General features: G+C 61.8%; 11 protein-coding genes and 1 tRNA gene. 6 read left to right on the top strand and 6 right to left on the bottom strand.

The annotated features are described in order from the left end of the window. Nucleotides 1-48 precede the first annotated feature (48 nt). On the bottom strand, nucleotides 49-447 hold the full coding sequence (locus ACFFNA_RS14925) for a winged helix-turn-helix transcriptional regulator (RefSeq protein ID WP_111542794.1): 399 nt from the start codon (nucleotides 445-447) through the stop codon (nucleotides 49-51). A gap of 89 nt (nucleotides 448-536) precedes the next feature. On the opposite strand from ACFFNA_RS14925, the gene ACFFNA_RS14920 reads away from it, so the two are divergent. Beyond that, complete coding sequence (locus tag ACFFNA_RS14920; RefSeq protein ID WP_378919355.1) at nucleotides 537-1,463, top strand: NADP-dependent oxidoreductase; 927 nt, start codon at nucleotides 537-539, stop codon at nucleotides 1,461-1,463. A gap of 70 nt (nucleotides 1,464-1,533) precedes the next feature. Here ACFFNA_RS14920 and sciP read toward each other — a convergent pair whose 3' ends face one another. Beyond that, nucleotides 1,534-1,809: a CtrA inhibitor SciP gene (sciP, locus tag ACFFNA_RS14915; protein WP_111542793.1), complete on the bottom strand. Its 276-nt coding sequence runs from the start codon at nucleotides 1,807-1,809 to the stop codon at nucleotides 1,534-1,536. Between the two features lie 289 nt (nucleotides 1,810-2,098). Here sciP and mnmA point away from each other — a divergent pair, with 289 nt between their 5' ends. Next, nucleotides 2,099-3,289 (top strand): tRNA 2-thiouridine(34) synthase MnmA, encoded by a 1,191-nt coding sequence (gene mnmA, locus ACFFNA_RS14910; RefSeq protein ID WP_378919353.1) that lies wholly within the window; start codon nucleotides 2,099-2,101, stop codon nucleotides 3,287-3,289. A gap of 157 nt (nucleotides 3,290-3,446) precedes the next feature. Here the strand turns inward: mnmA and ACFFNA_RS14905 are convergent, their stop codons facing one another. Beyond that, nucleotides 3,447-4,412 (bottom strand): Gfo/Idh/MocA family protein, encoded by a 966-nt coding sequence (locus tag ACFFNA_RS14905; protein WP_378919351.1) that lies wholly within the window; start codon nucleotides 4,410-4,412, stop codon nucleotides 3,447-3,449. 238 nt (nucleotides 4,413-4,650) lie between these two features. On the opposite strand from ACFFNA_RS14905, the gene ACFFNA_RS14900 reads away from it, so the two are divergent. Beyond that, a tRNA-Met gene (locus ACFFNA_RS14900) sits at nucleotides 4,651-4,727 on the top strand. Between the two features lie 129 nt (nucleotides 4,728-4,856). Here ACFFNA_RS14900 and ACFFNA_RS14895 read toward each other — a convergent pair. From ACFFNA_RS14895 to ACFFNA_RS14885, 3 genes are all read right to left on the bottom strand, one after another. After that, nucleotides 4,857-7,985, bottom strand: coding sequence for an efflux RND transporter permease subunit (locus ACFFNA_RS14895; protein ID WP_378919348.1), 3,129 nt, complete (start codon nucleotides 7,983-7,985; stop codon nucleotides 4,857-4,859). Next, complete coding sequence (locus ACFFNA_RS14890) at nucleotides 7,985-9,049, bottom strand: efflux RND transporter periplasmic adaptor subunit (RefSeq protein WP_378919454.1); 1,065 nt, start codon at nucleotides 9,047-9,049, stop codon at nucleotides 7,985-7,987. Before ACFFNA_RS14890 ends, ACFFNA_RS14895 begins: the two co-directional genes overlap by 1 nt. A gap of 432 nt (nucleotides 9,050-9,481) precedes the next feature. After that, entirely contained in the window at nucleotides 9,482-9,940 is a 459-nt protein-coding gene (locus tag ACFFNA_RS14885) for a nuclear transport factor 2 family protein (protein WP_111542753.1), read from the bottom strand. Between the two features lie 288 nt (nucleotides 9,941-10,228). Here ACFFNA_RS14885 and ACFFNA_RS14880 point away from each other — a divergent pair, with 288 nt between their 5' ends. The 3 genes from ACFFNA_RS14880 (at nucleotide 10,229) to ACFFNA_RS14870 (ending at nucleotide 13,041) form a co-directional block, all read left to right on the top strand. Then, nucleotides 10,229-10,807, top strand: a complete 579-nt coding sequence (locus ACFFNA_RS14880; protein WP_111542752.1) for a TetR/AcrR family transcriptional regulator — start codon at nucleotides 10,229-10,231, stop codon at nucleotides 10,805-10,807. Between the two features lie 46 nt (nucleotides 10,808-10,853). Continuing rightward, nucleotides 10,854-12,155 carry a beta-ketoacyl-ACP synthase II gene (fabF, locus tag ACFFNA_RS14875; RefSeq protein WP_378919346.1) on the top strand — a complete coding sequence of 434 codons (1,302 nt, stop codon included), beginning with the start codon at nucleotides 10,854-10,856 and terminating at the stop codon, nucleotides 12,153-12,155. Between the two features lie 70 nt (nucleotides 12,156-12,225). Beyond that, complete coding sequence (locus ACFFNA_RS14870; protein WP_378919344.1) at nucleotides 12,226-13,041, top strand: oxidoreductase; 816 nt, start codon at nucleotides 12,226-12,228, stop codon at nucleotides 13,039-13,041. The last annotated feature ends 1,011 nt before the right edge of the window (nucleotides 13,042-14,052 follow it).

Raw genomic sequence — 14,052 nt, 5'->3', positions numbered from 1 at the left:
TGGCCGGACGGCCACGAAAGGCTCGATTGAGCAGAGCTGAGAGCTCCGCTAAGCGGCCCAATCGCCTTCATTTTCGGCAGCCGCCCGCGCCCTGGCCTCTTTGATGTCGGGCGCATGCTGTTCCGACCAGGACCTGATCTGGTTGAGCAGTCCCGCCAGATTCTGACCAAGGTCGGTCAATTCATATTCGACACGCGGCGGAATGACAGGGAAGATCTCGCGCCGCACCAGGCCGTCGCGCTCGAGCACGCGCAGCGTCTGCGTCAGCATCTTTGGCGTGATGCCTTCGAGCTTGCGGGCAAGCTCGCCATTGCGCAGCCGGCCTTTGCGCAGCGCGCAAACCACCAGATAGACCCATTTGCTGGCCAGCATCTCGAGCACGGTGTGCGAAGCACATGTCCGCCGGTACGCATCATAGCCGAAAGGAGAACCGTCACCACTATCCATGGGGTACCTATATATCAAATAGGTACATACTGGACAAGAGACTATTACTATCCAAATGATAGTGGCACCAACCAAGCAGGAGACATCCCATGCGTGCCGTTATCCAGAATTCCGTTGGCGGACCCGACGTCCTTGTCATCGCCAATCGGCCCGACCCCACACCAAAGGCCGGCGAGGTGCTGGTCCGTGTCAAGGCAGCCGGCATCAATCCGGTCGATGGCTCCGTCCGCGCTGGCTATTACTCCCTGCTCGGCGAGCCGCCCTTCATCCTGGGCTGGGATATCTCGGGAACCGTCGAGGCGCTGGGCGCCGGCGTCACCCGCTTCAAGGTCGGCGACGAGGTGTTCGGCATGCCGCGCTTCCCCAAGCAGGCGGCCGCTTACGCCGAACTGGCGGCTGTGCCAGCCGATGAAATCGCGCTGAAGCCGAAGGGCGCCGACCAGGTCCAGGCAGGTGCATTGCCGCTGGCCGGCCTCACCGCCTGGCAAGGCCTCGTCCGCCATGGCGGACTGAAATCAGGCCAGCGCGTGCTGATCCACGCCGCAGCCGGCGGCGTTGGCCATCTGGCGGTGCAAATCGCCAAGGCGCGCGGCGCTTACGTCATCGCCACCGCCAGCCCGCAGAAGCTCGATTTCGCCCGCTCGCTCGGCGCCGATGAGGTTCTCGACTACACCAAGGGCGATTTCGCCGACAAGGTTCGCGACATCGATCTCGTACTGGAGCCTATTGGCGGCGACCATGCCGAACACTCGCTGAAGGTGCTCAAGCGCGGCGGCGTGCTGGTGTCGTTGCTCAATGTCAGCGACGCGACGAAGACGCAGGCCAGCGCGCGGGGCATCCGGGTCGAGCGCATGTCCGTCGTGCCAGACCGCGAAGGCCTGCTGGAACTCGCCCGGTTGATCGATGCGAACAAGCTCACCGTCCACGTGGCGAAAAGCTTCCCGCTCGAGCAGGCAGGTGCCGCTCACGCCTTTCTCGCCACCAGGCCGATCGGCAAAGTGGCGCTGACGGCCTGAGCGCCAAAAGATCGCCTCGAAAACAAAAGGGCGCGGATTGCCGCGCCCTTTGATCGTGTTTAGACCGACTCTAATGCCGGTATTGCTGGATGCGCGTCGTGCGCAGCCCGGCAAGGCCATACTCGTCGATCGACGCCTGCCAGGACAGGAATTCCTCGGTGGTGAGCTTGTAGCGCTGGCATGCCTCATCAAGGCTCAAGAGCCCGCCGCGCACCGCAGCAACCACTTCCGCCTTGCGCCGGATAACCCAGCGACGTGTATTCGTCGGCGGCAGATCGGCAATCGTAAGAGGGCTGCCGTCAGGCCCGATAACATACTTGACTCTCGGTCTAATCAGATCGGTCATCGTACTCTCTACAAAAAACTCAAAGACCCAATCCCCGCCACGTTACCGCCACAGCTTTAAAAATTGCCTAAGCAGACCCTAATGACTAGGTAAGGATCATGAACGCCGCGTTAGTCTTTTCGTCGGCATTTGAAACATCAGCCTGGAAGCGCCGGCGCCACGCGGAAAAATCTCTCCATTCGCCAGACCGGTCGCTGCCTGTCGATCGGCCGTGCAAGCTGGCGTAGCCGGAAAGCTTGACCTATATTCCCGTCATTGGCATTTAGGCGCCGCGCAGAACGAAAGAACCATGAACAGCCTCGATCTTCCCGGACGTCCCGAAAACACCCGCATCGTCGTCGCCATGTCGGGCGGTGTCGATTCGTCCGTCGTCGCCGGCCTGTTGAAGCGCGAGGGCTATGACGTCGTCGGCGTCACCTTGCAGCTCTACGACCATGGAGCGGCGACGCACCGGGCCGGCTCATGCTGCGCCGGACAGGACATCGACGATGCCCGCCGGGTGTCGGAGACGCTTGGCATTCCGCATTATGTGCTCGACTACGAGGAACGCTTCCGCAAGGCGGTCATCGATCCCTTCGCCGAGAGCTACGTCGCCGGCGAGACGCCGATCCCGTGCGTTTCCTGCAACCAGACGGTGAAGTTCGCCGATCTTCTGGCCACCGCCAAGGAGCTTGGCGCCGACGCGCTGGCCACCGGCCACTATATCCGCTCCGGCGCCAATGGCTCCCACCGCGCGCTTTTCCGGCCGGTCGACGCCGACCGCGACCAGAGCTATTTCCTGTTTGCCACCACGCAGGCGCAGATCGACTATCTGCGCTTCCCGCTTGGCGGCCTGTCGAAGCCGCAGGTTCGCGCCATCGCCGAGGAGATGGGGCTGACGGTTGCCGCCAAGCAGGACAGCCAGGACATCTGCTTCGTGCCGCAGGGCAAATATTCCGACATCATCGCCAAGCTGAAGCCGACGGCGGCCAATCCGGGCGACATCGTCCATATCGACGGCCGCGTGCTCGGTCGCCACGAAGGCATCCTGCGCTACACGATCGGCCAGCGCCGCGGCATCGGCATCGCATCCGGCGAGCCGCTTTACGTCGTCCATCTCGACGCCGACCGCGCCCGCGTCGTGGTCGGCCCGCGCGAGGCGCTGGAGACGCACAAGATCTATCTGCGCAACATGAACTGGCTGGGCGACGGGCCGCTGGCCGATGTCCCCGCCGGCGGCCTGGAGCTGTTCGCCAAGGTCCGTTCGACGCGCCCGCCCCGCCCTGCCGTGCTGCATCACGGCAATGGCGCCACATGGGTGGAACTGGTCGACGGCGAATCCGGCATCGCGCCCGGACAGGCCTGCGTGCTCTATTCCGATGACGGCAACGAAGCGCGCGTGTTCGGCGGCGGCTTCATCGAGCGCTCGGAGCGTGGCGCCGAGGCCGAAGCCATGCTGACCCGGCTTGCCGCCAGGCCGGCGCAGATCCCCGCCGAGTAAACCGCTACCCTCTCAGAGACTGTTTCGAAATTCGCTCTGGCGAGTCATGTGATGGTGGTTTCGAGAACCGTGGCGCAGCGGACACTTGGTCCGTGAGCAACGGAAGCGCAGAAAACGCCATCGGATGGCCGCGAGAGTAGAGTTTCCAAACGGGCTCTCAGGAATTGGACGTGGTGTGCGTGACCGTACCCGCGGTCAGGATACGCAACACCCTGATCGCTTCCTCGCCGCTGGTGCGCGGCTCGGCCCGCGTTTCGATGCACTGGATGAAATGCTCCAGCTCGCGCGTCAGCGGCATGCCTTGGGCAACCGCGACATAGGACGGCTCATTGGTGGTGAAGGCCCATTGGCCGCTGTCCTGCCACACAGCGTGACGGTAGACGGCAAGCTTGCGTTCCCATGGTTCGACGTCATCGAACACCGCCATCGCCTTGGTGCCGACCACGGTCAGCCGCCGCTCGCGATAGGGATTGAGCCGCGAGGTGAAGAGATGGCTGCGCAGGCCGTTGGGAAAACGCATGTGCAGATGCGCGAAGTCACTGAGATTGTCGAGCAGGGCAGCGCCCTCGCCGCGCACCTCGATCGGTTCGGTGCCGGTGATCGCCAGGATCATCGACAAATCGTGCGGCGCCAGGTCCCACAGCGCGTCGTTCTCGGTGTGGAACTTGCCGAGCCCGAGCCGATGCGAATGGATGTAGCGGACTTCGCCGAGCTCGCCCTTGTCGATCAGCCCCTTCAGCGTCTCGAAGGCGGGATGGAAACGCAAGACATGGCCGACCATGAAGACGCGGCCATTGTCCTTGGCCGCCTGCACCGCGCGCTCGGCGTCCGGCACCGTCAGCGCGATCGGCTTTTCCACCAGCACGTCCTTGCCGCTCTCGACGGCGCGCACGGCAAGGTCGGCATGGAATTGCGGCGGCAACGCCATGACGATGGCGTCGATATCGTCACGGACGAACAGCTGGTCGGGCTCGATCGCCAGGCAGTCCTGCTCGCTGGCGAAGCCTTCGGCGCGAGCCCGGTTGGCGTCGGAGACCGCGTGCAGCGCGCCGAGCGCCTTGAGGGTGCGGATGTGGTTGCTGCCCCAGTATCCGCAACCGAGGACTGCAATGCGCGGTTTCATCTGTTTCAACTCTAAAAACTCGTGGCCGAGACATAGCGACGTGCCCCTGCGAACTCAACCCCGGCGGCAGCAACCAAATGTCTGCGCAGCAAAGCTTTTCGACAACGACAATAAGCCGGCACGGCGGTTGCTTCGAAGCTTGACAGGCTCACCCTCCCAACCTTATATCCGCGCGACCTTGGCGAACGCCCCGACATGCCTTTCGATTTGAGGCGGATTTCGGGCCTTTCGCCGCCCTGGCGGGGTAGCTCAGTTGGTTAGAGCACGGGAATCATAATCCTGGGGTCGGGGGTTCAAGTCCCTCTCCCGCTACCATTTGGTCAATAAGATCAATCGGTTACGTGGGCATCCGCTACCGTTAGCCATACTGATTGCTCTCACTAGCATCGGCACACGAACCCGCCAGTCGCCCCGTGCAGACAAACGAGGCTCGGCAACGGTGCCCTACTCAGCAGCCATAACTGGTCGCATTTCCAGTTCCTCCGTCGAAACCTCATGGATTTCATCCGCAGTCGGGACCTCATCCGCAGTCGGCTTGATCCGGAACCACGCGGTGTAGAGCGCGGGAAGGAAGAGCAGGATCAACACCGTGCCAGCCGCCGTTCCGCCGATCAGCGTATAGGCCATCGATCCCCAGAAAACCGAGTGCGTGAGGGGGATGAAGGCGAGCACGGCGGCAAGTGCGGTCAGGATGACGGGCCGTGTGCGTTGCACCGTGGCCTCGATGACCGCGTGATAGTCGTCAATGCCGGCAGCACGGTTCTCCTTGATCTGTTCGGTCAGGATCAGCGTATTGCGCATCAGGATGCCGGCCAGTCCTATCATACCCAGAATGGCGTTGAACCCGAAAGGTTGGTGGAAGGTGAGCAGCATCGGCACGACGCCGACAAGGCCAAGCGGCGCCGTCAGCATAACCATGAACATCGTCGAGAAGGATCGCACCTGCAGCATGATGACGATCAACATGGCGGCTATCATAGCCGGGAAAACCTTGCCCAGCGCGGTGTTGGCCTTTTCAGCCTCTTCGATCGATCCGCCCATTTCGATGCGATAGCCGACCGGAAGGGACTCGATCAGCGGCTGAAGGGCCTTCATGATCTGCTTGGAGACCTCCGGAGGCTGGGTAGCCTCATTGATGTCCGCGCGAATCGTGACAACGGGCGTGCGGTCACGGCGCTTCAGGATTGGCTCCTCCTGACGGATTTCCGAATGCCCGATCTGGTCGAGCGGAATCGAGCGGCCGTCCCGGCTTATCAGCGAGAAATCCGCCAGACGCGCCGGATCCAGCCGCTCGCCGCCGGCGCTGCGTGCCACGATGGGGACGTTGCGGATGTCCTCGCGAACCTGCGTAACGGGGATGCCGGTGAGAAGGAATTGCAGTTGCTGAGCCACCTCCGCCGGCGAGAGGCCGATGAGGTTCAGTCGATCTTGATCGGGGACAAAGCGAAGCACGGGCGTGCGATTGCCCCAGTCGCGGTTGGCCTGCCGCACATCCGGGACGCTCCGCATGATGTCGAGAGCCTTTTCGGAAATGCTGTAGAGTTGCGTCGCATCGGGGCCCATGACCCGGAACTCGACGGGGAACGGCGTGTAGGGGCCGAACACGAGCTGCGTAACGCGGACATTCGCCTCGGGCGCAAGCCCTTGCGCCACTGCCTCTCGGAGCCGGTGCTTCAACGCCTCACGCGCCTCCGCGTCGGGGGTCAGCACGACGATCTTGGCGAAAGCAGGATCAGGCAGTTCCGGAGCCATCGCAAAGAAGAAGCGCGGAGCGCCCTGGCCGACGTAGCTCGTGACAATCTTGGCCTCGGGCTGGCTGTCCAGCCAATTTTCGAGCTTTTCGACCGCAGCGGTCGTTGTCTCGATGCTACCACCTTCCGGCAGGCGAACCTCCACCAACACTTCAGGGCGGTCGGATGTCGGGAAGAACTGCTGTTTGATGCCGGCCATACCGACGACGGAAAGCGCGAAGGCGATGCCAACGATACCGCAGGTTACGAACTTATGGCGCACAGCAAACGTGATGACCCGCCGCAAACGTCGATAGTTACGCGTGTCGTAAATAGCGTGGTGACCGCCTTCGACCGGTTTGATCGCGGGCAGCATCTTGACACCGAGATAGGGCGTAAAGACTACCGCGACGATCCAGGAGACGATGAGGGCGAACCCCACGACCCAGAAGATGTTGCCGGCGTATTCGCCAGCCGTCGAGCGCGCAAAACCCACCGGCACAAAGCCGGCGATCGTCACCAGAGTTCCCGATAGCATCGGCGCCGCAGTGTGGCTCCATGCATAGGCCGCCGCCTTAATGCGGTCCATCCCCTCTTCCATCTTCACCACCATCACCTCGATAGCAATAATGGCGTCGTCCACGAGAAGACCAAGCGCCAGGATGAGGGCGCCGAGCGTGATGCGATCGAAGAACCGGCCGGTTTCCAGCATGATGAGGAAGACCACGGCGAGCGTCAGAGGGACGGCAGCCGCCACGACGATCCCGACGCGCCAGCCCATGCTGAGCAGGCTGATCAGCAGCACGACGCCGAGCGCCATCGCGAACTTCAACATGAATTCGTCGACCGCCGAGGTGATGTTGACGGCCTGGTCGGACACCTTGTCGAGCGTCATGCCGAGCGGCAGTGTCTGTGTGATCGCGGCAGTCCTGTCCTCCAGGGCCTTGCCGAGCGCGCGACCATCCCAGCCCTCCTGCATAACGGCCGCGAGCATGATGGTGGGCTCGCCCTGGCGTCGGATGAGGTATGTGGGAGGGTCCTCATAGCCGCGGCTGACCTCGGCGATGTCGGATAGCTTCAGCGTCCGCCCCCCAGCGACAATCGGGGTGTCGGCGATCGCCTGAACGCTGTCATAGGCGCCGTCGACCCGAATGAAGAGGCGCGGCCCTAGGGTGTCGATCGAACCTGCTGGCGTGACGGTGTTCTGCCGCTGCAAGGCACCGACGATGTCCTGTGCCGACACGCCGAGGTTTGCCAGTTTGGCGTAGGAAAACTCGACGAATATCTGTTCAGGGCGTTCACCAAGGATGTTGATCTTCTTGACGCCGGGCACGTGCAGGAGGTCCTGGCGGATCACCTCGGCCTGCCTCGCCAGCTCCCGCATCGGCATGCCTTTGGCCTTCAGCGCATAGAGGGCGAAGCTCACATCCGAATATTCGTCGTTCACGAAGGGGCCGAAGACGCCGGGCGGCAGGTTGCGGGCTTCATCACCGAGTTTCTTGCGAGCCTGGTAGAACTCCTCCTGCACGACGGATGACGGTGTGCTGTCCTTCAGCGTGACCGTCATATACGCATAACCTGGCCGTGTGGTCGTCTCCACCCTGTCGTACCAGGTCAGTTCCTGAAGCCGCTTCTCCAACGGTTCGGCGACGAGATCCTGCATCTCGCGCGCCGTCGCGCCCGGCCATGCCGTCGTAACCGTCATGGTCTTGATGGTGAAATTCGGGTCCTCCGCCCGGCCGAGCATGAGGAAGGCGTAGGCTCCGGCAGCCACCAGCAGGAGGATGAAGAACAAGGTGACGGCGCGTTCGCGAACGGCGATCGCGGAAAGATTGAAGCTCATCAGTTGCTCCCGCTTTCGGACTCGGTCCGGACGCGAGCGCCTTCCTGCAGGAGGTGGGCGCCTAGCGACACAATGGGAACGTTGGAGTTCAATCCGGAGATCACAGCGGTTTCGCTGGTTACACGAACAAGCTGGACGGGCTGAAAGTGTACGGTTGAGGTGGCGCCGTCCAACACCCAAACGCCGGTCTTCCGGCCGTCATCGAGCACGGCTCCCAGCGGCACCTGGACCTCCGGCTGTTTCACCTGGTTTGCGAGCCGAATGGTGACCGTCGCACCAAGAGGTGCTGCGGCAGCCTCGCCGTCGAGCACATAGCGGGCCTCATAAGTGCGAGTCTGGGCATCGGCGGAGTCCGACAGCTGCCGGAGATGCGCTGAATAACGACGCACATCGCCACCATACACGCTGGCCTCGGCTGCCGAGCCGATCGCCGGCCGGATCGTTTCGGGAAACGCGACAACCGCTTCGCGCGGGCCGGACTTGGCGGTCCGGATCACTGGCTGGCCGGCAGCGACGACCTGCCCCGGCTCGCCAAGCGTTTCAATCACCGTTCCATCCGCATCCGCCAACAGGACTGCATAGGCCGCCTCGTTCTCGGCGACCCGTGCGTCGGCCTCGGCCGAGGCAAGTTGCGCTTGGGCAGTATCCAACGCAGCCTTCGCCTGCTCGTAGCGCTGCCGTGGAACCCAACCGGCGCGGAGCAAGCTGGCGTACCGCCGTTCATCCGGCTCAGTCTGAACGACTGTTGCACGCGCTGCCGCGACGGCATTGCGTTTCGCCGAAAGCGCGAGGCGCAGATCGGTATCGTCAATCCGCATCAGCGGCTGACCGGCTTTGACCTGCTGACCAACGTCCACCAACCGTTCCACGATCTTGCCGGGAACCCGAAAGCCGAGATTGCTTTGCACCCTCGCCCCGATGATGCCGGTGAAGCCACGTTCTGATTCGGTGACCGGCGCTGCCGACACAAGTCTGACGAATGGTGCCTCCTGCCTTGGGTCGGTCACCAAAGGAGCTTCCTGCGCGGGAGTAGCAAACGTGGCGAATGCCGCCACCCATGACATCGCCGTCAGGGTCGATCCCAATACGATAACGGTTCTCTTTTTCACGCTCGTCGCCTCATCTCAAATTAGATTGCGTTCGATTTCTATATCGATTATAGATTACGAACGCAATCAAAAAAGATGATGCGCGTGAGCCGAATTCAAGCTGCGGAAAACTGCGAACCGTGATCAATGTGGCAAGCCGCTTTCTTCAGGAGCGCGCCAAGAACGGAGTCGCCGCCGCAACGTTACCCCGAGCACATGGCAAGCTTCATAGTGCTCGTCCACGCGAGTTCAGCGGGTCGATTCTGATAATCGAGGACCGGAGGACGCCCCCGGGTGGCAGGTCGCATTTTCCGAACAGATGTACTGGCGACCGCCCGCCTAGCGATGATGGCCACGGGTAGCGCACCAGCGGTCAAGTAACCAGTGGGCCTCTGACTGCCCCTTCTGCTAGCTTACAATCTGTTCGGCAACAGCTTCTTCGAGGCCAGATGCACCTTGGGCGGCAAGACCGCGAGCCGCCGCTTGCGAATCGAAAAATTCCTCAATTGCATAGACTCTTCCCCACCGCAGGGTGAACATGTGGAGACCACGGTTGACGTACGACGTGTCGCCGTTGAGCAGCGTTGCGGTACCGTCCCAGTGGGCAAACACGGTGGTATGCCACGGCCAGCCCTTCACCCAGATGTGGTTGACCGTGAGATGTAGAGTGGGCAGGACACGGCCGAAGCGCTGAAACCAGCGGCGCAGAGCTTCTTTATCGTGGCGCTCACCGCCAAGTGCGTGGGCGCCGGAAACGCGGTGATGGACATGCGGCGCGAGTGCTTTCACCGCCGCATCCCAGCGATGGTTGTTGATGTGGTCGAAGCTCTGTCGGATCGATTTCTCGACAAAATAACTGTATAGCATTTCACCTCTCCTCCAAATTTAATGGATGGCACGATCGAGAGCACCGTGTGGCAAGCCGCACGGACGCAAAGAATCCGTTGCCGGAAGCAGTGCGGTATGCGTGTAGGATCAACGCATTGTCGCGTCGGCCCGCAGATGCGTGTCAGTCTCGGTCGAGACCGTCACATCCTTGCCAGGCGAGCGATGCCCTCGGGGTTTTGCGGATCATCTCGTCTCTCTTCTTGATAGATTGCATTCATCCTCTATATCTATTATAGATTACGAACGCAATCAAAAAGGAAATCGACGATGCGCGTGAGCCGAATTCAAGCCGCAGAAAACCGCGAAACCGTGATCAATGTGGCAAGCCGCCTTTTTCGGGAGCGCGGCTTTGACGGCATCGGCCTCAAGGATCTGATGAAGGGCGCGGGGCTGACCCAGGGCGCCTTTTACAAGCAATTCGCGTCAAAGGAGGACCTGGCGGCGCAGGCGTCCAGGCGGGCGATGGAGAGCGCCACCCACAGGTGGTCGGACGCAACTGCGGCAAACCCTGAGAATCCACTCGAGGCAGTGATCTCATTCTATCTCAGCATGGACCATCGCGGAGAAAGGATGGACGGCTGCCCGGTCGTTGCGCTCGGCTCGGATGCTGCCAGGCAGGGCGCCGAGGTGAAGGCGTCATTCGAAGCCGGGATCAAGGAATACCTTGAGATGCTCGCTAGTTGGGTTGGCAAGGCCGACGGCGAGGAGACCGGCGGCAAGGCCATGGCCATTCTGTCGACAATGGTCGGGGCGGTGCTGCTCTCACGGGTCGTCAACGACCCCGACCTTGCGCAGGCTTTTCTGGATGCGGCGTCCGATCGGGTTCGCGAAGCAGTCGCCGCTTGAACGGCGTGGGCAGTGCTGTCGGCGCACCCAAGTGATAGGAGAATAGATGCGACGGATTGTTGTTACAGGCATGGGGGCGGTCACGCCCCTTGCTGCCAATGTCGAAGCGTCATGGTCGCGCCTGCTGGCCGGTCGTTCGGGCGTCCGTAGGCTTCCGGACGATGTGGTGGGAGACCTGCCGGCGAAGATTGGCGGCGTGGTTCCCTCCTTGAAAGAAGACCCCGACGCTGGCTTCGATCCTGATGGCGTCCTGTCCGTGAAGGATCAGCGCAAGGTAGATCGGTTCATTCTCTTTGCGCTGGCCGCGGCGGAAGAGGCGCTTGCGCAGGCGAAATGGAGGCCTGCCTCGGAAACGGATCGCCTGCGCACAGCAACGATCATCGCTTCAGGGGTCGGCGGCTTCCCCGCCATCACCGAGGCGGTGCGCACGGTCGACCTGCGTGGCGCCCGCCGCCTGTCGCCCTTTACGGTGCCATCCTTCCTGGTGAACCTCGCAGCGGGCCAGATCTCAATCCGTCATGGCTTCAAAGGTCCATTGGGCGCACCGGTGACGGCGTGCGCGGCCGGCATCCAGGCGATCGGCGACGCGGCCCGTCTCATCCGCGCGAACGAAGCTGATATTGCCGTGTGCGGCGGCACGGAAGCATGCATGAACATCGTCAGTCTCGGTGGGTTTGCTGCCGCACGCTCTCTTTCAACCGGCTTCAATTGGGCGCCGGCGCAAGCCTCGCGTCCCTTCGACATATCGCGGGACGGCTTCGTCATGGGCGAAGGAGCCGGCGTGCTGGTCATCGAGGCGTTGAGCCACGCGCTGGCGCGCGGCGCAACACCGCTCGCCGAGCTCATCGGCTACGGCACGACAGCGGATGCTCACCACGTCACCTCTGGCCCCGAGGACGGCGGCGGTGCGCGCCGGGCCATGGAGATCGCAATCGCGCAAGCAGGGATTTCGCCGCGCGAGGTTCGTCATCTCAATGCACATGCGACCTCCACGCCAGTCGGCGACCTGGGTGAGATCGAAGCGATCAAGAGCGTATTCGGGCGCAATTTCGCGATAGCTGTCAGCGCAACGAAATCCGCGACCGGACACCTGCTGGGCGCGGCCGGAGGGCTTGGTGCCATCTTCGCGATCCTGGCGATCAGGGACCAGGTGGCACCGCCGACACTAAATTTGAGCGCTCCCGATCCGGCCGCCGACGGCATCGACTTCGTCGCAAACGAGCCCCGGCCAACGGAGATGGAGTACGCGATCTCCAATGGTTTCGGCTTTGGCGGCGTGAATGCCAGCGCCTTGTTCAGGCGCTGGACCGCCCCAGCGGCCCGACGCGAGCGCCAGGGGCGCTCATGATTGGCACCCTTCACACCGACCTTCCATGCTTCTCCAACTCCGGTTCAACACAAAGAAAGAAATAATTTCCATGAACAAGACCAATCCAGGCGTCGCCCTTGTGACAGGGGCATCTTCCGGCATCGGGCGGGCTACCGCCGACGCCTTGCTAAGCGCGGGCTATCGCGTATTCGGAACCAGTCGTCGCACTGCCTCCAAACAATCCGACGGCGTTACCATGCTGACGTGCGACGTGACCGACGACGCGTCCGTTTCGAAAATGGTCGATGACGTCATAGCCAAGGCCGGACGCATCGACCTGCTTGTCAACAATGCCGGCATGGGTCTGTTTGGCGGCGCGGAGGAGTCCTCAATCGCACAGGCTCTGGCGCTGTTCGACGTGAACGTCTTCGGCGTCCTTCGCGTGACCAACGCGGTGTTGCCGGCAATGCGACGCCAAGGGAAGGGCAGAATCGTCAATTTGAGTTCGGTACAGGGGTTCATCCCCGCTCCCTATTTCGCGCTTTACGCGTCGACCAAACATGCCATCGAGGGCTATTCCGAATCGCTCGATCACGAATTGCGCTCGTTCGGCATTCGCGTTTCGTTGGTCGAGCCCGCCTATACCCGTACGTCATTCGAGGACAATCTCGCCGCGCCCGATCAGTTGCTTGATGTCTATGACTCCGCGCGCGCTGGCATGACCATAGCCGTGCGGAAATCGATGGAAAAAGGCGATGCGCCCGAAGTGGTAGCCAAGACCGTTTTGGCGGCTGCGACGGATCCCGCGCCCAAGAGGCGCTATGCGGCGGGCAAAATGGCGCGCCAGGTCAGTCTCCTGCGCCGCTTCGTCCCCGCGTCCGCATTCGACAAAAGCCTTCGAAAGCAGCTCGGGCTGCCGGTCTGACGATTTCGGCTGCGGGCAATTCAAAATGAATCCTCATCCAAGACAACGGAGCAGGAACCGCCGATCCGATGAGTGGGGGGAAAGGCGGTAGCGCTCTCCCGCTACCAAAATCATATTAACTCACTGAAATATATACTAAATCTTCCCTTCTGTGGTAGCGCCCCCGGACGGAATTTCCCAATGAAATCAACGGAGCACCCCACTCAGAAGCAGCCTTGAGTTCACAAGTTGTGGCCTCGAGGATGTGAAGGGGCAGCCGTCGCGACGCGCTTTAGCAAACTGAGTCGTGGGCGGGCCCGGAGGATGTGCCAGGATCATTGATTTCATTGGTTTTCGGGGACCAAATCAGAAAGCTTCCCCCATGGTTCCTTTCAGGCTGCCTTCACAGTCGTCCGTCGGATGCCGACGGGAATACATAAATAGTAACGACGACAAAAAAGAAATAATGCCTCGCTTGCTAAGATGAGGTAGTCATTGATTTAATTTGATTTATTGGCCTTGGTTTTCGCGTTTCGAACACCCGAAATTTGCACCTACGGTATTTACGGTGCATCATTGGTCCGCAGAGGAGTGTTCCCGCTCCCGGTGTACGCCACGCCAACGACCGCCCGACGACGAGCGCCGGCTGGCCAGAATGGATAGCCGGCGGGGCGGCGTCCGCCTGCGGATCAACGTTTTTGAACGGAAAGGAGCATGCAAGTTCCCGGAACAGCGTGGAACCGCCCAATCGAGCCGTTCGTTACGCCCCGCCGCCAAGGACTGCCAACGGTCCGGTTCCGGACGATAAGCGAAAGTCCGCTCCCGAAAAGTGTCGGGAGTATCTGGAAATGGCGCACCCGCGACCTCCAGCGCGGTCGCCGGTATTGTCCGCTTTAAGGCAGTGGCACAGCTAACTCTAATGACTGCTATGCTGAAGGGTTTCGGGTGCCGTGAGGCGTACGAAAGCCTCTCATGCAGGAACCCGCGGGCCACAGTTGATGGCTATGGGGATTTTAGTTTGCGGCTGATGTC

The organism is Mesorhizobium kowhaii (assembly GCF_042431665.1).
Lineage (GTDB): Bacteria > Pseudomonadota > Alphaproteobacteria > Rhizobiales > Rhizobiaceae > Mesorhizobium > Mesorhizobium kowhaii.
The sequence above is the reverse complement of the archived record's forward strand: the minus strand, read 5'-3'. Positions and strand labels throughout refer to the sequence as shown.

What these genes read in the sequence shown, in the direction of transcription:
- ACFFNA_RS14925 (WP_111542794.1), bottom strand. Translation starts at nt 447, where the DNA reads ATGGATAGTGGTGACGGTTCTCCTTTCGGCTATGATGCGTACCGGCGG.
- ACFFNA_RS14920 (WP_378919355.1), top strand. Translation starts at nt 537, where the DNA reads ATGCGTGCCGTTATCCAGAATTCCGTTGGCGGACCCGACGTCCTTGTC.
- sciP (WP_111542793.1), bottom strand. Translation starts at nt 1,809, where the DNA reads ATGACCGATCTGATTAGACCGAGAGTCAAGTATGTTATCGGGCCTGAC.
- mnmA (WP_378919353.1), top strand. Translation starts at nt 2,099, where the DNA reads ATGAACAGCCTCGATCTTCCCGGACGTCCCGAAAACACCCGCATCGTC.
- ACFFNA_RS14905 (WP_378919351.1), bottom strand. Translation starts at nt 4,412, where the DNA reads ATGAAACCGCGCATTGCAGTCCTCGGTTGCGGATACTGGGGCAGCAAC.
- ACFFNA_RS14895 (WP_378919348.1), bottom strand. Translation starts at nt 7,985, where the DNA reads ATGAGCTTCAATCTTTCCGCGATCGCCGTTCGCGAACGCGCCGTCACC.
- ACFFNA_RS14890 (WP_378919454.1), bottom strand. Translation starts at nt 9,049, where the DNA reads ATGTCATGGGTGGCGGCATTCGCCACGTTTGCTACTCCCGCGCAGGAA.
- ACFFNA_RS14885 (WP_111542753.1), bottom strand. Translation starts at nt 9,940, where the DNA reads ATGCTATACAGTTATTTTGTCGAGAAATCGATCCGACAGAGCTTCGAC.
- ACFFNA_RS14880 (WP_111542752.1), top strand. Translation starts at nt 10,229, where the DNA reads ATGCGCGTGAGCCGAATTCAAGCCGCAGAAAACCGCGAAACCGTGATC.
- fabF (WP_378919346.1), top strand. Translation starts at nt 10,854, where the DNA reads ATGCGACGGATTGTTGTTACAGGCATGGGGGCGGTCACGCCCCTTGCT.
- ACFFNA_RS14870 (WP_378919344.1), top strand. Translation starts at nt 12,226, where the DNA reads ATGAACAAGACCAATCCAGGCGTCGCCCTTGTGACAGGGGCATCTTCC.